Origin of the sequence: Clostridium cellulovorans 743B (assembly GCF_000145275.1) — a bacterium.
GTDB lineage: Bacteria > Bacillota > Clostridia > Clostridiales > Clostridiaceae > Clostridium_K > Clostridium_K cellulovorans.
Genome location: NC_014393.1, coordinates 4,297,583 through 4,315,833, shown reverse-complemented (window position 1 = coordinate 4,315,833; position 18,251 = coordinate 4,297,583). Strand labels below are relative to the sequence as shown.

At 32.0% G+C, this 18,251-nt stretch carries 23 protein-coding genes; all 23 read left to right on the top strand.

The window, feature by feature from the left end; all coding sequences use genetic code 11:
- Window positions 1–6 precede the first annotated feature (6 nt).
- The 23 genes from CLOCEL_RS17670 (at window position 7) to CLOCEL_RS17560 (ending at window position 18,218) form a co-directional block, all read left to right on the top strand.
- Entirely contained in the window at window positions 7–951 is a 945-nt protein-coding gene (locus tag CLOCEL_RS17670; protein WP_013291878.1) for a hypothetical protein, read from the top strand.
- A gap of 45 nt (window positions 952–996) precedes the next feature.
- A complete protein-coding gene (locus tag CLOCEL_RS17665; protein WP_013291877.1) occupies window positions 997–1,260 on the top strand; it encodes a Rho termination factor N-terminal domain-containing protein in 264 nt (87 codons plus the stop codon).
- Window positions 1,261–1,268: 8 nt separating this feature from the next.
- Entirely contained in the window at window positions 1,269–1,559 is a 291-nt protein-coding gene (locus tag CLOCEL_RS17660) for a hypothetical protein (protein WP_013291876.1), read from the top strand.
- A gap of 13 nt (window positions 1,560–1,572) precedes the next feature.
- Window positions 1,573–1,986 carry a DUF6751 family protein gene (locus tag CLOCEL_RS17655; protein WP_013291875.1) on the top strand — a complete coding sequence of 138 codons (414 nt, stop codon included), beginning with the start codon at window positions 1,573–1,575 and terminating at the stop codon, window positions 1,984–1,986.
- Window position 1,987: 1 nt separating this feature from the next.
- The gene (locus tag CLOCEL_RS17650) at window positions 1,988–2,347 is read left to right on the top strand and encodes a minor capsid protein (RefSeq protein WP_013291874.1); all 360 of its coding nucleotides are present in this window, start codon (window positions 1,988–1,990) and stop codon (window positions 2,345–2,347) included.
- Entirely contained in the window at window positions 2,344–2,772 is a 429-nt protein-coding gene (locus CLOCEL_RS17645; protein ID WP_013291873.1) for a chloramphenicol resistance protein, read from the top strand. The genes CLOCEL_RS17650 and CLOCEL_RS17645 overlap by 4 nt, the downstream gene beginning before the upstream one ends.
- Before the next feature lie 5 nt (window positions 2,773–2,777).
- A complete protein-coding gene (locus CLOCEL_RS17640) occupies window positions 2,778–3,434 on the top strand; it encodes a hypothetical protein (protein ID WP_013291872.1) in 657 nt (218 codons plus the stop codon).
- 14 nt (window positions 3,435–3,448) lie between these two features.
- Entirely contained in the window at window positions 3,449–3,790 is a 342-nt protein-coding gene (locus tag CLOCEL_RS17635) for a DUF6673 family protein (RefSeq protein WP_013291871.1), read from the top strand.
- Complete coding sequence (locus CLOCEL_RS17630; RefSeq protein ID WP_013291870.1) at window positions 3,790–4,389, top strand: bacteriophage Gp15 family protein; 600 nt, start codon at window positions 3,790–3,792, stop codon at window positions 4,387–4,389. The genes CLOCEL_RS17635 and CLOCEL_RS17630 overlap by 1 nt, the downstream gene beginning before the upstream one ends.
- A 62-nt stretch (window positions 4,390–4,451) precedes the next feature.
- The gene (locus CLOCEL_RS22095) at window positions 4,452–7,286 is read left to right on the top strand and encodes a phage tail tape measure protein (RefSeq protein WP_013291869.1); all 2,835 of its coding nucleotides are present in this window, start codon (window positions 4,452–4,454) and stop codon (window positions 7,284–7,286) included.
- A gap of 5 nt (window positions 7,287–7,291) precedes the next feature.
- Window positions 7,292–7,999, top strand: coding sequence for a phage tail domain-containing protein (locus CLOCEL_RS17620; RefSeq protein WP_013291868.1), 708 nt, complete (start codon window positions 7,292–7,294; stop codon window positions 7,997–7,999).
- Window positions 8,000–8,008: 9 nt separating this feature from the next.
- Window positions 8,009–10,444 (top strand): phage tail spike protein, encoded by a 2,436-nt coding sequence (locus CLOCEL_RS17615; protein ID WP_013291867.1) that lies wholly within the window; start codon window positions 8,009–8,011, stop codon window positions 10,442–10,444.
- Between the two features lie 4 nt (window positions 10,445–10,448).
- A complete protein-coding gene (locus CLOCEL_RS17610; RefSeq protein WP_013291866.1) occupies window positions 10,449–12,152 on the top strand; it encodes a DUF2190 family protein in 1,704 nt (567 codons plus the stop codon).
- A 55-nt stretch (window positions 12,153–12,207) separates the two neighbouring features.
- Window positions 12,208–12,762: a hypothetical protein gene (locus tag CLOCEL_RS17605; RefSeq protein WP_013291865.1), complete on the top strand. Its 555-nt coding sequence runs from the start codon at window positions 12,208–12,210 to the stop codon at window positions 12,760–12,762.
- A gap of 54 nt (window positions 12,763–12,816) precedes the next feature.
- A complete protein-coding gene (locus CLOCEL_RS23335; RefSeq protein WP_013291864.1) occupies window positions 12,817–13,188 on the top strand; it encodes a phage tail protein in 372 nt (123 codons plus the stop codon).
- 93 nt (window positions 13,189–13,281) lie between these two features.
- Entirely contained in the window at window positions 13,282–13,713 is a 432-nt protein-coding gene (locus CLOCEL_RS17595) for a hypothetical protein (protein WP_013291863.1), read from the top strand.
- Between the two features lie 54 nt (window positions 13,714–13,767).
- Window positions 13,768–14,172, top strand: coding sequence for a hypothetical protein (locus tag CLOCEL_RS17590; protein WP_013291862.1), 405 nt, complete (start codon window positions 13,768–13,770; stop codon window positions 14,170–14,172).
- Entirely contained in the window at window positions 14,148–14,465 is a 318-nt protein-coding gene (locus CLOCEL_RS17585) for a hypothetical protein (protein WP_013291861.1), read from the top strand. Before CLOCEL_RS17590 ends, CLOCEL_RS17585 begins: the two co-directional genes overlap by 25 nt.
- An 11-nt stretch (window positions 14,466–14,476) precedes the next feature.
- Complete coding sequence (locus CLOCEL_RS17580; RefSeq protein ID WP_013291860.1) at window positions 14,477–14,659, top strand: hypothetical protein; 183 nt, start codon at window positions 14,477–14,479, stop codon at window positions 14,657–14,659.
- Window positions 14,660–14,664: 5 nt separating this feature from the next.
- Window positions 14,665–15,522: a peptidoglycan recognition protein family protein gene (locus tag CLOCEL_RS17575; protein WP_013291859.1), complete on the top strand. Its 858-nt coding sequence runs from the start codon at window positions 14,665–14,667 to the stop codon at window positions 15,520–15,522.
- Window positions 15,523–15,719: 197 nt separating this feature from the next.
- On the top strand, window positions 15,720–16,961 hold the full coding sequence (locus CLOCEL_RS17570) for a hypothetical protein (RefSeq protein ID WP_013291858.1): 1,242 nt from the start codon (window positions 15,720–15,722) through the stop codon (window positions 16,959–16,961).
- Window positions 16,962–17,157: 196 nt separating this feature from the next.
- On the top strand, window positions 17,158–18,024 hold the full coding sequence (locus CLOCEL_RS17565) for a ParM/StbA family protein (protein ID WP_013291857.1): 867 nt from the start codon (window positions 17,158–17,160) through the stop codon (window positions 18,022–18,024).
- Window positions 18,015–18,218: a hypothetical protein gene (locus tag CLOCEL_RS17560; RefSeq protein WP_013291856.1), complete on the top strand. Its 204-nt coding sequence runs from the start codon at window positions 18,015–18,017 to the stop codon at window positions 18,216–18,218. Before CLOCEL_RS17565 ends, CLOCEL_RS17560 begins: the two co-directional genes overlap by 10 nt.
- Window positions 18,219–18,251: the final 33 nt, after the last annotated feature.

Here is an 18,251-nt window from a genome sequence, read left to right as displayed (position 1 = left end):
TTTTAAATGGGAAATAATTTTAGTGCATATGTAACATTGTTCCAACAAGCTTTAGACAAACAAGCAGTAGCAAAGCTTACATCCGGTTGGATGGATGCTAATGCTGGGCAAGTAATTTATAATGGAGGAAAAGATATTAAAATACCTAAAATCAGTATGGATGGGTTGGCAGACTACAATCGTTCAACTGGATTTACACAAGGTGCAGTTACCTTGGATTATGAAACAAAGACTATGACTATGGACAGAGGTAGAACTTTCTTGCTTGATAGTATGGATGTTAATGAAACTAACTTTGTAGTTAGCGCAAGTAATGTAATGGGACAGTTTCAAGCAACCAAGGTTGTTCCAGAAATTGATGCTTATAGATATTCAACTATCGCTACATCATGTATAGATGCAACAACTTCTACGCAAGTTTTAGCTACTGGAGGAAACACCATAACAGCGGCTAATGTATTGGAACTTTTAAAGGCAGATATTGCAGCAATACAGGATATTGTAGGTGGTGATGTGCCTTTAGTAATTTCAATGTCTGCTATAATTTCATCTTACTTAGATCAGTCAGATAAAATTAATAAAAATATAAGTATTATGGACTTTGAAAAAGGCGGAATTACAACTAAAGTAAAATCAATAGACATGATCCCTATAATACCAGTACCTTCAGCAAGATTAAAGACAAAGTATGTTTTCAACGATGGAGTGACTTCTGGGCAAACAGCTGGTGGATTTGTAGCTGATGCTACTGCTAAGAATATAAACTGGTTAATAACTCCTCAAACAGCGCCTATAGCAGTAAATAAAACTGATAAAGTTAGGATATTTGATCCTGCTACAAATCAAGATGCAGATGCTTGGAAACTTGATTACCGCAAGTATCATGATTTATGGATAATGGACGAAGCATTAAAATTGTGTAGAGTAAATATTAAAGAAGCATTGGTTTAGTTAAAGCTAAAACCAATACTTCTTTCTTAGAAAGGGAGTGAAGTTTTGTATAAATTGGAAAGATTAAATGTTATTCGCATGACAGATGATGAAAATAAAAAAAGCAAATACATTGCACAAGGTTTTAAACTTGTTGAAGAAGAAAAGCCTGTGAAAACTGAAAAGGTAGTAATTCAGAATGAAATCAACTATTCTGAAACGACAGTTGCAGAGTTACAAGCATTTTGCAAAGAAAATAATTTAACTGGCTACAGTGACTTAAAGAAAAATGAGTTAATTAAATTTATCAAAGATAACATTGAAGAGTAGGTGTTAGTATGGCACTAACAACAGATCAAAGAAAGGCTGTAGCCATTATTAAAAACTATTTAAATGTAGTAAATAATGAAATTTGGACAGATGACTACATAATGACTAATTATGATTTTGTGGTTGATCAAATTATTGAAAATGCTACAAATCTAAGTACAGTTAAACCTTCTACAGGCATATTAAGTCTTAGTGAAGGTGGTCAATCAGTTACTTTTGAGCCTGGTTTTAATTCTTGGTCAATAACTGATGATGTTAAAAATATGTTGCCAAAGCCTTTTATAAAGATGTTTTATTAGGGATGGTGATATTATGGCAGTGTTATTTCCTAACACTAGTATAACAATATATAATCATTATTTTGACAATGCTAATAACATAGATAAATACAAACGCACAGTTATTGAAGGTTGCGATTGGAAAGGCAAAAGAAACAGTACTGTTAGTGATAAAGGTTTATTGTTGGCTGATAGTGTTTTGATTTTTGTAAATAAATCTGAAAAATACATATCTCCAAAACACTTTAGAAGTTTGTCCGATGCAAAAAGAACAAGCTTCTTTACTTTTTCTATTGGAGATAAGATTGTAAAAGGCGAAGTTTCTTTTGAAATAACAGGAACTAAGCCTTTTTCTTTAGCTGATTTAGATAAAAACTTTGATGAAGTTATAACTATTAAATCAGCCAATACAAATTTAAGTGGACATTATGAAATTGAGGGGGTTTAGCATGGGTATAAATATAAAAATCGATACGGAACCTACTCAAAAAATTCTGCTTAAAAGATATCTAAATAATAATGGTCAGGCACAAATAAAACTCACTAAAGAATGTGCTAAGTGGATGAATAACTATGTACCATTTTTGCATGGTAGATTAAAGGATATGAGTGTTGAATTGCAAGCTGATAAAGTTATTTATAATGCTCTGTATGCAAAGAAGCAGTATTATACTAATCAAGGCAATGGAAAGCAAGGAACTGCACATGGTGGCTTAAGAGGTAAGCAATGGGATAAAAGAATGTGGTCACAGCGTGGTGATGGCATTATTAAAACAATAGCTGAGTTTGTTGGAGGTAAAGCAAAATGATTATTGAAGCAATAAAGGATTTTATAAAGACTTGCCCTTATCTCGAAGAGTTTGAGGGTGGCATTAGAATTAATGTAAATTACCTAGATGGCGAATCAGTTATGTATTCCATTGAGGAAATACCTACAGAACAAGTTTTGAAACAATACATAAATGGTGACAGCTTAAGACAACTTCAGTTTACGTTCTGCAGTAGGGAGAGTTATAGTGCTGATGTATTACAGAATATAGCTAATAGTAAGTTTTATGAAGATTTTGCTAATTGGGTAGAGGAACAAAATGATAATGAAAACTTACCTTTATTGGCAAATAAATTTGAAGCTACAGAAATTAAGGTTTTAACTAATGGGTATGCAGTACAAGTAAGTGAAGATACTGCAAGATATCAAATAGATCTAAGATTAAAATACATGAAAAGGAAGTGATTTAATTGGCTATACGCAAGAGAAAAACGCAAGCTAATTATTTAAAAGTTAATAATGATTTTGAGTTTCTTGGAGTAGGTTTTACAGAACTTAATGAATCTCCAGGAGCACAAGTAACTTCAAAAAGGTACATACACGAAGCAAGTGCTACCCAATCAATTACTGGGTATGAGTGGACAAGTTCGTTTAATGCAGATCAGATAAATAGTGAAGTGGCTATTGCTTATATTCGTGGTATTGGTGAAATGCTTAAATTAGGTACTGATACAGAAACCGAGTATGTTATTGTTGACTTGGATAGACCAGGAACAGCCGCTAACACTTTCAGAGCAAGAAAGTTTAATATAGCTGTTCAAGTAGATTCTATAGATGACAATGACGGAGAACTTGGAATGTCTGGTTCGTTTCTTGGAAAAGGTGACCCTGTAGAAGGAACTTTTGATACAACTACTAAGACATTCACAGCAGGGTTTACTGACAAAACTATTGAAGTGCCTTATACAAATACAGGAACAGTTTCTGCTATTTCTATTGCTGGAGTTACTTTTAATGATACTGATGATAAATTTGTTGGTCTACCTAGTGATACTGTTAGCTTTACATTTAAAGATGGAACAACAACTAAAACTGCTACGCTTGGCAGTTCATGGACTATTTCTTAGGGAGGAATGAAGTTATGAAAATAAACAATGTTGAGTTGATTGATTTAGATATATTTGATGTTGATGTAGCTGAAAAGTATGAAAATGCTTTGAAGAAAATTGAGAACATAGCAGCAGAAGTTAAAAACTTAGGTATGGCTGATAGCATTAGAAAACAATGCAATGCTATATTTAATGTATTTAATACTTTATTTGGAGAAGGTACAGATAAGAAGATATTTGGAGATAAAGTAAATTTACTAGTTTGTATCAAGGCTTTTGAGGAACTTGTAGTGCAGGTTAATGAGCAAAAGAAAGAACTAGACAACATTGCCAATAAATATTCTCCTAATAGGGCACAAAGGCGAAATAAATAATGAATATCTTGATAGATTTATTGCCTGCAAAAGTTAGAATAGATGGCGTTGAATATGAAATCAATTCAGATTTCCGTACTTCTATTCTTTTTGAAATTATGATGCAAGACAGAGACCTAGATGATAAATCTAAAATTGTTCAAGCTCTTGATTTATACTATTCTAAAATTCCATGCAATGTTGAAAAGGCCATAGATGAAATTTTATGGTTTTATAAATGTGGGAAGGAAGAGGATTCTTTAAAGGCAAAAGGTAATTTAAAGGCAGTAAATATATATTCATATGATTATGATGCAGAATATATTTATTCAGCATTTTTAGATCAGTATGGAGTTGACCTTCAAGATATTGAGTTTCTTCATTGGTGGAAGTTTAAAGCAATGTTTAAAAGTTTAAAAGAAGATAATGAGATAGTTAAAATCATGGGTTATCGTGCTATAGATATTTCTAAAATTAAAGATAAGGCTCAAAGAGAGCACTATAAAAAATTGAAGGAAATGTACAAGATACCAAGTGTATTAACTAAAGACGAAAAAGAGAAGTTAGATGCAATACGAGAAGCTTTAAGCAATAGTAAAAACGTAGATAATGTATTATAAAATAAAAAGCACTTAGGTAAAACTAGGTGCTTTTTATTTGTTTAAAATTGAGGTGGTGAGCATTGAGTGACGGCAGAATAATAATCGAAACACAATTAGATAATAAAGGTTTAGAGTATGGAGTAAAAAAACTTAGTAGCACAGCAAAGACAGGACTAAAAAGCTTTTCCGATGCCTTTAGTGATGCAGAAGTTGCAGTATCAGATTTGTCAGAATCGGCTAATAAATTAGATAAGAACTATTCAAAGGCAATGAACGAAGTAACTTCTAACACGGATAAGGCTATTAAAAAAGTTCAAGATCTTTCAGAAAAAACTGAGAAAGTTGGTGCATTAAAGTCGATTTCTAATGTTGGCATGATAGGTCTTGCTGGTGCCGCTACTGCTGCTGGTGCTGCCGTGCTAGGGTTATCTGGCTACACTGTTAAGTTAGGCAATGATTATTCAAGCGCTATGAACCAATTACAAGCAAGTACAGGAGCAAGCGCGGAAGAAATGAAAAATTTATCAGAAGTAGTCAAAGGTGTTTATGCTGATAATCTTGGCGAGAGCTTTGAAGATGTAGCAAATGCGGTAAGTGAAGTATCTAAAAATCTAAGTTTGTCTGGTGATGAATTAAAGAAAATTACTGAACTAGCTATTGGTTTCAGAGATACTTTTGGTGTTGAAGTTAATGAATCCGCAAGAGCAGCCAAAGCACTTATGGACAACTTTGGAATAAGCGCTGAACAGGCCTTTAATTTAATGACACAAGGTCAACAACAAGGACTAGACTTTTCTGGTGAATTTATAGATACAATAAACGAATACTCTGTGCAGTTTAAAAAGCTTGGACTTAGTGCTGAAGATATGTTTAAGGTATTTTATGACGGAACAGCTTCAGGAGCATTTAACTTAGACAAAGTTGGCGATGCTATAAAAGAATTAAGTATAAGAGTTGTAGATGGTTCAAAAACAACTATCGATGGATTTAATCTAATTGGTCTTAACGCTGATGAAATGGCTAAGAAATTTGCTTCTGGTGGAGAATCTGCAAGAGAAGCTTTCTATCAAACTTTACAGGCATTAAATTCGGTACAGGATCCATTAGCTAAAAATACTGCTGGAGTTGACTTACTGGGTACGATGTGGGAAGACTTAGGTCCAGAGGTCGTAACATCACTAGGCACAATGACAGATACTTTTAATATGACATTGGATAGTGCTCAGCAACTAAACAATATTAAATACAACAGTTTTGGTGAGGCTTTGCAAGGACTTAAAAGGCAACTAGAAACAAATGTATTATTACCAATTTCAGAAAAAGCATTGCCTGCGCTTAATGATATGGCAAACAAACTTAAAGAATCTTTTTCAAGTGAAGAAATGAAAGCAAGCCTTAAAACCTTGTCTGAAAGTATAAGTAAAGTTATCGAAAAAGTTGCCGATTTTATTGCAAATAATTTACCATCAATTCTAGATGGTTTGGCATGGATTTTAGACAATGCAGATATAATTGCAGCAAGTATAGCTGGAATAGGTACTGCATTAGGTACAATGAAGGTTGCGGGGGCGATAATGGAGTTGGTTGATGCCTTTAAGGGTGTCAAGATCGCTATTAATGCTGCTACTGTTGCGGAAGGTGAATTAAATGTAACAATGATGGCTAACCCTATAATTCTAATAGTTTCTTTGATAGCTGGGTTAATAGTCGCCTTGGTTGTTCTGTGGAATACAAATGAAGATTTTAGAAATGCTGTAACGGCTATCTGGGAAAAAGTTTCAACATTTTTTAAAGATGTGTGGAATGGGATAGTTAAATTCTTTACAGAAACAATACCTAAATGGATTGATGATGTTGTTGAGTGGTTCGAAAGCATACCAGAGTGGTTTAAATCATTACCTGGCAAAATTGAAACTTGGTTGAAAGATGTAATAGTTAGATTATTGAAATGGGCAAAAGATGTTAATGATCAGTTTGTTAATTTTGTTATTGATACACTGAATGGAATAATAGATTGGTTTGAATCTTTGCCAGAAAAAATAGGGTATCTCATAGGTTTTACGTTAGGAAAACTATTAAAGTTTGGTCAAGATACTTATAATTGGGTTACAACAGAAATTCCAAAAATAATTGATGAAATAATTAACTGGTTCAAAACCTTGCCAGATCGAATATGGGAATGGCTAACCAATACAATTAATGATTTTGTTACCTGGTGCACTGACATGAATCTCAAAGCTGAAGAATATATGGGTAACTTAATTAATGACATAGTAAATTGGTTTACTTCTTTGCCTGGTCGAATTTGGGAGTGGTTGACTAATACAGTTAATGACTTTGTAAATTGGTGCATAGACATGAATCTTAAGGCTGAACAATATGTTGGAGATTTGATTAATAACATAATTGATTGGTTCAAAGCTTTACCGGACCGCTTGGTTGAGGTAGGAGAAAATATAGTTTATGGAATTTATGACGGCATAATGGGTGCAAAAGATTGGTTATTTGACAAAATAGGCGAATTTGTAGATGGTGTTTTATCTGGTTTTACAGATGCATTAGATATCAATTCCCCTTCGAGAGTTATGAGAGATTTAGTAGGTATTAATATAGTCAAAGGCATAGGTGTTGGTATCGATGTAGAAAGACCTAATTTAGAAAAAGATATAGGTTCTAGTATAGATGGCATAACATCAAAAATGCAAACTGCTGTAAATTTAGAAACAGCTAAAACAACAGCTAATATAGTAGCAAATAACACTATTGTATCAAAAGATAGTGTTTCTAGTGATGCCCTTAAAGGCGAAAATAAAATAATAGAAAACCATATTCATGTAGATATCGAAGGTAGAGAAGTAGCTAAAGCTGTAGCTCCTTTTCAAAATGAATTTGATAACTACAATTTAGGAAGGTAATAAGGATGATAAAAGAAGGAGAAATTTATTTTAATAATAGAACTAGCTTAGGAATGAATTTATTCTTAGAAGAGTATCCTTCTATTCCTATTGCTAACGAGGAATATGAAGAGATGAAAGTTGAAGGTAGAAACGGAAGTTTGTATGTTAACAAGGGGACGTACTCAGATAGAAAAATTTCTTTCAACTTCACAATTCTATCAGATCAGATAGAAATAGATTTTGATGAAGTTTATAAATGGTTAACTGAAATAAATGATAATAGACTTGTAGTTGGAAGAAAAGACAAATGTTTTATAGTTAAAAAGATAATTTTTGGAGACTTAAGCAAGGAGTTTAGAACCATTGGAGGGTTTAATATTGACTTTGTGTGTGAGCCTTTTAGAAGTGATTTGCAACCTACAATATATGCCATTACTTCAAGTGGTTTTAAATTTAATTATAAGGGAAATGCAGAAGCAGAACCTTTGTTTAAGGTTTATGGTAATGGAAATGTTCAACTAACTGTAAATGGCGATACAATGCAAATAAATAGTATTTCTAGTTATGTTGAAATTGATAGTAAATTGATGCAAGTTAGAAATCAAAACGGAACTTCTAAGGATAATGATGTTTTAGGGGATTTTCCTTTGTTTGGTTATGGTCAAAATACTATAAATTACACAGGCTCAATAACAAAAATAATAGTGGAATATGCCACTAAATATAAGTAGGAGGACAGCATGAAAAAAGAAATTAAAATAGCTTATTTCCCTTCTACTGCCCTTAAAAGTAAAGTACTAACTAGTAACGGAACAACTCTAGATAATTACTGTACTAAATGTGAAACAGAAGAAAACTTAAATACTGGTGGCTATACTCTAGATGCTACTTTTCTTCTTGATGTGCAGCAGTATCTTGAAGAAGAAAATATACTGAAGGTAAAAATGGACTATGGTGATGAAGTTTTTCGTATATCTAAAGTTACTAAAGGTACTAGGTATATTGATGTTGTTGCTAGGCAAATAACTATAGCCGAAACACTTAATCTTTATCTTAGCGATGTTAGACCAATGGATGCAAATGGGCAAGCGGCATTAAGTCATTTACTAACTGGTTCTACAGGCATAAAAGAAATAACATTTGCCTCAGATATAACTACAACAGCAACAGCTTATTATGAGGATATGAGCCTATATAAAGCATTGCAAGATAGTGATAATAGTTTTCTTAAAGTATGGGGTGGAGAAGTCCTCAGAAGGGCGTACAACGTTACTATAAATCAAACAATCGGTATTGATAGAGGTGTGACTATTAGAGAAGGTAAGAACCTAATAGGATTCAATGGAACATCTAATATTGATAGCCTTGTTACAAGAGCAAGAGGGAAAGGATTTAACGGAATCAAAGGAAACTGGGTAGATAGTCCTTTGATTAATAATTATGCACGGGTTTATACAAAAACTATTGAATATCAAGATGTTAAGGTCAAGAGCGATAGCGACACAGAAGGTTATGCAACAGAAGCTTTAGCAAAAGCTGAATTAGATAGAAGGATCACTCTTGAATATAGCGAAAATGACATTGATAAAATAAAGGCTACTTACGATGTTAACTTTGTTCAGCTTGAAAAAACAGAAGAATATAAAAATTATGCCATAGCTGAAAGAGTTTTTTTAGGTGATACCCTTAGAGTTTATATATCAAAGCTTGACACTGATATAAAGGTTAGGGCAGTAGTTAAAAAATACGATGTATTGGCACAAAAAACTAAAGAATTAACACTTAGTAATGCAGTGCAAATTCAAAGTATGAATATGAATGACATAATTAGTGATCTAAGAAAACAATACGAAGGCAGTGGAAACAACTCTATAGCACAATATATTGATAGCATAATCAAAAGTGGTATGAAAGATAGTTATGTTGTCGTAAGAGACAATGAGATACTTGTTATGGATACTAAAGATATAAATACTGCAACAGTGGTAACAAGATTAAATAAACAAGGAATAGGATTTTCTTCTACAGGCTACTATGGAACATATAAATATGGTTTTACTTTAGATGGAGTTATTAATGCAAGCTTGATAAGCACTGGAATTTTAAATGCTGATTTAATTAAAGCTGGAACTTTAAATGCAGATTTGATAAAGGCTGGAACATTAAATGCAGATTTGATTAAAGCTGGAACTTTAAATGCTGATTTAATTAAAGCTGGAACTTTAAATGCTGATTTAATTAAAGCTGGAACTTTAAATGCAACTTTAATTAAGGCTGGAATATTATCAACTATAGTAATACAAAATGCTGATGGTAGCTTTAAAATAGATTTAAGCGGTGCCGGTGGAGCAAAATATTATAACAATGGCAAAATAGCTATGGAAATGTCTAATAATCAATTAAAAATGTATAATTGGGCATTGAATGGTGACTACGTAGGAAGTATAGGTTCTTTGAGTAATGCTAGCACTCCAAATAAACCAAGCTTAGGTATCTGGAATGATGTTGGTGGAGCGATACAAATAGGTTATCAAACACCAAGCAATGGACTGCAACCATATATGAGATTTGATAAATATAATGTATTTGGTGATTCTGTAGAAGAAATAAAGTTATACGGTGATGTAGATGTAGATTATTTATATGGAAATACAATTACAGCACAATCTTTTAGAGGATCAAATTTAAATACATTAAACTTAGAATGTGACCGACTATATGGCTCTAGAATAGGTCAGTCAGTTGTGTTTTCTGTAGATATGACAACTAAGACACTAGAAATTCAAAACTTATCAGTACTTGGTAATAAGAATTGTATTCAAAGAACTGAAAACTATGGCAAGGTTCCCTTTTATGCTAATGAAGACATCAACTCACTACTCACTAAAACACCAGTAAATGAAATTCACGAAACTAAATATTATGAAGAAACTAACAGTTATAAGTGCATAATAAAAATATCTGATTTTATTAGAGAATGTATCAATACAGAAACAGAATATAATGTTTGGCTTTCAAAACTAGGAAAAGGCGATCTATGGATTGCGAATACTTATCCTGGTTATTTTATCATTGAATCAAATCAAGTAATAAAATTTAAGTACAAAATAGAAGGCATGAGAAAAAACTTTGAAGAGAAAACAGAAGATAATTATTTGAAAGATTTTAAGAGGTGAGCAAATGCGAACAATCAATATAAAAGTAGATAGTTACTCACAAAATTATGATTATAGAGAGTGTGTTCAGAATGATGATCTTACTTTAAAACTCACACTAACAGAAAATGGAGTACCTCATAATCTAGTTGGTAACACTTTGATGTTAAATTGGATTAAACCTGATAATACTATAGCAATAGTAAGCGGAGACAATATTTCATTTATCGATAATATCGTTACAGTGGTGTTACCAAGAGATTGTACACGTGCCGCTGGCGTAGCTAAGTTTGAATTAGTTATAACAAACGCCTCAAAACAAGAAACTACTTTTCAATTATCTTTAAACATAAATGGTAGTGTGTTGCAGAATCAAGAAATTAGTAGTAATACAGCCACTGTTATAGAGGAATTAGGAATTGCAAATGATAATGCAAATATAACTTATGAAAATTTACTACAAGCTATTCAAGGTGGGGATATTTTGTCCCTTAAAGCATTGGAGAGAAATATTATTTATGTACATAAAACAATAACTGAAGAGATAAATAATCATCCCGTTTACCCAAATTTAAAAACGGCAGTTGAAAGTATATCGGATAATGGGGTAAATAAAAGATATGTGATATATGTTTTTCCCGGACTATACGAAGAGGACATTAATATAACCCTAAAGGATTATGTTGACATTGAAGCCTTAAAAGATTGGAGAACAGATACAACGACAATAAGCTATTCATGTCCTGCTAACAACAACATGTTATATGACATATTAAGAACAAACCCTGCCCCTGTAGGAATTCCTATTCACAGTGCGCCATTAGCAGATTTTGCAATACATTGCAAAATAAAAGGGATATGCTTTAAAATTAAGGATGGTAATTATTGTGTTCATCTCGACTTTAATAAAAATTCTGACATAAATATTACTTTTGAGGATTGTCAATTTTGGCACTTGGGGAACACTTCATCAACTGATTTTGGCTATGCAGTAGGTATCGGAGAATATGGAGGTCAAGATATAAGATTTATTAATTGTAATTTTCACGCTTACACATATACAGGTAAACAACTCGCTGGATTGATATGGCACAGCAGAGATTTACAGGAGAAATCATGTTACTTAAAACTTGAAACTTGTTATAGTGAAGGTGGAAATTTTGGCGCTAGGTTAGTTTCTTACAACAGTACTCAAAATGATACTGTTGAGATTAACCATTGTAAGTTCAAAGGCATTGACGGAGATTATTTAGTTTTAAACAATACTACAACCACTAAGTGGTGGGGGAGGGTCATTGGACAAGGTAATGAGATTGATACAGTGTTTTATAATTTCAATGAGACACTTGCAACTGAGTATAGGCTCGAATGTGGACATTATTCAGCAAACTATATTGCCTATAGTTCTATAACTAAAGGTGATGTAGTTGTTTACGCGGATCTAAGTGGATATAAAATCCAAACTGCACCTACAACAACACATTACAAAACAGTCGTAGGAATTGCACTTAATTCAGCTGTAACAGGTGAGAAGGTTGTAGTTCAAAGAAAAGGTTTTGCAAAAGTAACAACTACTTCATCGCTTGTGGGACAAGATTTGGTAGGAAACAGCATAACAAACGCTGGAAAAGCAGAGAAGGTTACAGATATCAAAGATGCATTTGGTGTAGCGTTGATGACAACAACTGCCAACAGTACTGCAACTGTATTATTAGCATTAAATTACTAGTATTAAACTAAAAAAGTGTTATAATTGTTAATATACGATGTAGGAGGAAAATTAAATGAAAAAGATATATAAGTTTTTAATTATAACATTTTTTATTTGTTCATTTTCTTCAGTGGTTATATTAAGCAAAAACCCACCTTACTCTAAATACACAAACGTTATATATGTTCATCCAGGGATTGATGATGGCTTAACATTTCCAACTTTAAAATCAGCAATGGAGAGCATAACTCGTAGTGGACCCGACAAAAGATATCTAATAAAAATAGAGGGTGGGTATGAATATAATGAGTGCAATATAACTTTAAAAGATTATGTAGATATTGAATCTACGGGCAATGAAGCTGCAATGATAAATTACGAAAATACAGATATGAGCAATACGGAAGGATATGATATTTTTAGAGTCTATACATCTGAAAATATGATTCATTGTAATATAAAAAAACTAAAGATTCGAATTGTAAATGGGAATTATGTATTTAATGCATTGGATAATAATATAGATATAACTTTTGAGGATTGCGAATTTGTAAGTATTGGTAGCGCAAGTGGACGAGCTGTAAATAACTATGAAAATATAAAATTTAGAAATTGTGATGGTTTATAGAGATTAGATTAAATTCTAGTCTCTATTTTTATTCTAAAAAAAGGGGTTGATAAAATGGATATAAATGATTTGCCTACGCATGTAAGCAAGACAGATATCTACATGGCTTTTTTAAATGGTATAAATACTATTACCTTTGAAGATTTACCTCAGATAAATGAATATTCAAGTAGAACAGATATGTATTTATATTTCATGTGCCAAGAAAAATTAAACGGTAGTAGTGGAACTTTCCCAGGTAAAATTGATATGACAGCGACAACTACAGCACCACAAGGCTGGTTGATTTGTGACGGTAGTGCTGTATCAAGAGAAACATATGCTAATCTATATACAGCAATAGGCACAACTTACGGTAATGGAGATGGAACAACTACATTTAATTTACCAGATATGCGTGGTAGAGTTCCAATAGGTTCTGGCTAGTTATCTTATAAGTTTAATTTCCCTACAACGAGTGTTGATATAACTAATAATCAAATAAATATAATTGGATGTGCAACAACACTTTATGTAGGTATGCCTGTAAAAATAACTACCAGTGGTACGATGCCAGGAGGAATAGTAAGTGGAATAACTTACTATATAGCAGCTGGCACTAATGCTAGTAATATTAAACTAGCTACTACTACCCAAAATGCATTAGCTGGCACTGTAGTAGATATAACAAACGTGGGAACTGGTACACATACATTAAATATTACTGGCACAAATAGAACCATCGGGCAAATTGGCGGAGAAGAAACACATTTGTTGACTTTGCAAGAATTAACACCGCACAAACACCAAGTTGACGACACATACGGGGTACAAGAGTTAGAAGGTGTTTTCAATAACGGAAACGCCACCGACGAAACTAACAGAATTGAGGACACTACTTATACTGGTGGCGGACAACCTTTTAATATCACGCAGCCTTATTTAGCGTTAAATTACATAATTAAGTATTAGGCACTAGAATAAATCTAATGCCTTTTTCTATATCAAAATGAAAGAGAGTAAGTGATGAATAATGAAGTAATTGACTTAGCTAAAGTTATAGCAAAAGAAATTACAAAAGAATTTGAAGAGAAACATTACAACGAACAAAAGATACAGCAAAAAGAATTTTTTAAAAGACTAGATAAATATTTTTACATGTTAAATGTTACTTTTAGAATACTTGCGATATGTGGAAGTATTTTTGGCTCCATATGGGTTTATTGTTATTTTACAACTCCATATTTAACTAAGTATTATTCAAATATTCAAAACAGTACAGGAAACTTTAATATACAAAATGAAAGTGGTGCAGATAATGTTGGATTGGTTCAGAAAGATTTTCCTACCAAGAGGTGGGGTTGGTGGAATATTAAATATTTTGAGAAGGAAAAAGGAGAAGTAGGATGGATACTACAGAAGAAAAATTAATTAGACTAGAAGAAAAATATGATAAATTAGCAGAAGAAAACAAAAATCTTAAAGAAGAAGTTTCAAGTCTAAAAAATAAATTAGGTGATGTTAATGAAACCTTAGCAAGGATAGATGAAGGTAATAAAAATATACTTGAAAAAATCAATACTCTTAATGACAATTGGAAGAACTTTGATAATATGCAAAAGAAAAATGCAAACAGTGTAAAAATGCAGATCATAACAACTACTATAGGTGTAATTATAGGTGCTGTAGTTTCGTCTATATTAACTATTATGAGATCAAAATAAGAGGTGATTTTATGTTAAAAAGATTATCAGAACTAATGCAAGTTAAAAAACTTATAGCATTAGGTTTGACTTTAGTATTCTGCATAATGGCTTTAAGAGAAGCAATTTCAAGTGAGCAGTTTCTTACTGTATTTTCACTTGTTGTTGCTTTTTATTTTGGACAATCAACAGTTAGGGATACAAAGAAGGAGTGATATAGGTGGTATCAATTATAAAACAAATAAGTAATTACAATTATGAAGATGGTAACAATGTTCAATACATAGTATGCCATTTTACAGGTAATTCTAACGATTCAGCACAAGGCAATGCAAATTACTTCAATGCGTGCGATAGAGAAGCTTCAGCACACTATTTTGTTGATGATAATGTTATTTATCAAGTGGTAGAAGATTTTAATGCTAGTTGGCATTGTGGCGATGGTAATGGAGCTTATGGAATATCAAATTATAATTCCATCGGAATAGAAATGTGTGGAACCAATGGAGACATTTCAGAAAAGACAGCAAAAAACGCTAGAGATTTAATAAGGCTACTGATGAATAAATATGGTGTACCTATAGATAGAGTTGTGAGACATTATGATGCTAGTAGAAAGAATTGCCCAAGTCCTTTTAGTTGTAATAATTGGACAAGGTGGGCAGATTTTAAAGATAAGATAGTAAATGAAGTGGAGGAAGAAGAAATGAAGATAAGAGCATTTAGTAGAACCTGGTACTTGTCACAATATCAAGATGTTGCAAAGAATGGAATTGATCCATATCAGCATTATTTAGCATATGGCAAGAAAGAAGGTAGACAACCATTACCACCAATTCCAACAGGATACACAGATTCAGGATATTTAATATGTAATCCTGATGTTGCTGCTGCAGTAAATAAAGGTATTTTTGTTTCAGGCTTAGATCACTATTATGAGTTTGGATGGAGAGAAGGAAGAAAGTTTACTTATTCACTAGTCGATGCAATGCCTCAGTCTGAAATTGATACTAAAGTCAAAGCTATGGTGGAGCAACTGAAAAAACAAGTTAATGATATAGAAAATCTAGTTAAATAAAAGCAAGGTAGTGAGTTAGATAAATTCTAGCTTACTACCTTTTTTCTTTTTTGTGCAAGTCATTTTTGGTGATGCATTTAAATTATGGCAATATCCAGTAATATATATATCCAATTGACTTATGTATTTGCATATTTTATAATTAATCTCAATTAGATACAGTAAATAAGATATCATTTTATTAAGGAAGTGGGTAAATGGTAAGAATAAGGAATAAGGATAAGAAGAAATTTGAAATAGGATTTCTAATTTTTAGCTTGCTACTTTTTAGCTTTACATGCGTTTATAGCTATATAGATACTAAGCATAGTAAAGTTGAAAGTAGCAAGGCAATAGAACAGATAAGTACATATATTGCTGATAAAAAAGAAGTAAAATCAGAAGAAAAAGAAACGGTATCTAGAGCATTAGGAAATTATCCGATACAAGAAAATGAGATTGGAGTTACTGATGAACGTTACAGTTATGGAGATGTAAGAAGGTACGGAGTGTTTCCAGATGATAATTCATTATTGAACAATTATAAGCTTATGAAAAATGTATTAGATAATGCAAGTACTCTAGGCTATGAAGTATTTTTCCCTACAGGTTTATATAAAACACAATTAAATATATCTCAAAGCAATGTAACTATACGATTTGAGGAAGGTGCGGAGTTAACAGGCTTAGTACATGTATTTGTTGAAGATAACAAAGAAAAGATTAAGAACCTAACTATAAAAGGAACTATAGTTACATATGATAGATTTGGAACACGTAATATTGATGGACTTACAGTAGATGCTATACATGTTAAATCTGATGGTTCAAAAGCTACAGATTATCCAGGTGTAAGGGGGAGAGGGGTTCATTTATCCCCAGGTACTACAAATATGAAGTGTAAATTAATCGAAGTAGATGATTTGGATTCAAATGGTTTAAATAATGTTGCGGCAGTAGAAGTTGATGGGTGGATAAAGAATCCAAGTAATTTGCAAATAGATAAAATTTGGGTTAAGAAGTCAGATGTACATGGAGTGTACCTTACAGGAAATGGACATAACATTGGTGAAATTCAAATTGATGAATTTGGAGCAGATGAATATAAATTAAAAAATGGTTTAGAAGATAGCGATGGCATAAAGCAAAGTCAAGAATTAAAAGGTGTTTGGTTAAATAGGTGCAGCGACACAAAAATTAAAAATATAATAGTGAACAACGCAAATACTTTAAGGCCTAATGTGAAATGTGATGTATTTTTAGATGAAGTAGGAAAAGATAAAAATACTAAAAGTGTTACAATAGGCAATATAAAATGTTCTCCTAAAGGTAAAAGTGAAGGTGTGGTAATTAGTAACTCATCATATATTATAGACAATGTTTCAGCTCAAAACAGCAATGGTGAATCACTTGTAGTTATGGATAAAAAGTCAAAGGCAGTAGTAAAGAATATTGAATAGATATTCCCCTCAGATTTAGTTCTGGGGGTTATTTTTTATTTTTAATTATAGTCAACTTCATAAACTTTTATACAGTTTAACAAAATTTATAAAAACATGAAATATTTATAAAATTCTCACATAGAATTAAGTATAAAAAACTTATGATATTTTATAAAATTTCATAAGAATTAATTAAGTTTTCGGAGGGTTTATAATGATACTAGGAATTGATATTGGAAACTATAGTGTTAAGACAAGCACAGGAGTGAATTTTAAGAGTTTAGTAAGCACAGAAGAAAATTTATTAGGCTCAAAAATCAAGATAGAGTTTGATAATAAAACATTCTACATAGGAGAGGGTAATAGAGATACTGAACTTGATAAAGCTAGTAAGGAAAGTTTTTTACCTCTTCTTTATTCAGCTATAGCTTTAAGTAGTCCTGCACAATATAACAAGGTTGTGGTAGGGTTGCCTATAAATCAATATAAAAGTAGAAAGGCTGAAATTGAAAATAAAATTAGTAAAGAATCTAATAAAAAAATAATCTTAAATGATAAAGAAAGAACTTTAACCATAACTGAGTTTAAAGTATATCCAGAGGGTGTAGGAGCTTATCAGAGCCTTGATAGCGAGGAGGACATGATAATAATTGACATAGGAGGGAGAACAACAGATATAGCGTATATCTTTAATGGAGAACTAAAGACAACTTCTACAGTTAATGTAGGTACTTTAAATATATATAAGAATATAGCAGATCAGTTAAATTCAAAATTCTCTATCGATATAGACGTTGAAAAAGCTGAGAAGATAATTAAGCAAGGTTATTTAAGCATAGATAATAAAACTGTGGATATTAGCTTTGTTTCTTCTGTTCTAAGGGAAAATTTTATGAAGATTAAAGCTGATCTAGATTTTAAATTCTCAGCACATACAGAAAAACTTATGCTAACTGGTGGAGGAGCTGCATTATTCCATAAAGCTTTTGTAAATAGATACGAAGATATAAGTATAATGCAAAACCCTGTACTAGCGAACGTAAGGGGCTTCAAAAAGGTTGGTGAACTTCTATGGGTCTAGTTACCTTAAGTTTTAAAAAAGACGAAACAGAGCTAGAACAATGGATTAGAGAACATTCTAATTATAGCGGATTCGTAAAAGACATCTTAAAGGCAAAAATGCTTGAAGAAAAGCAAGGAATAACAAAAGCAGTAGTGAAGCAAGAAAAACGAGAAAATCAGGAACCAAAAGTTAATTCATTACTAGATATATGAAAAGTTAAACCCTCAGAATTATCTGAGGGCATT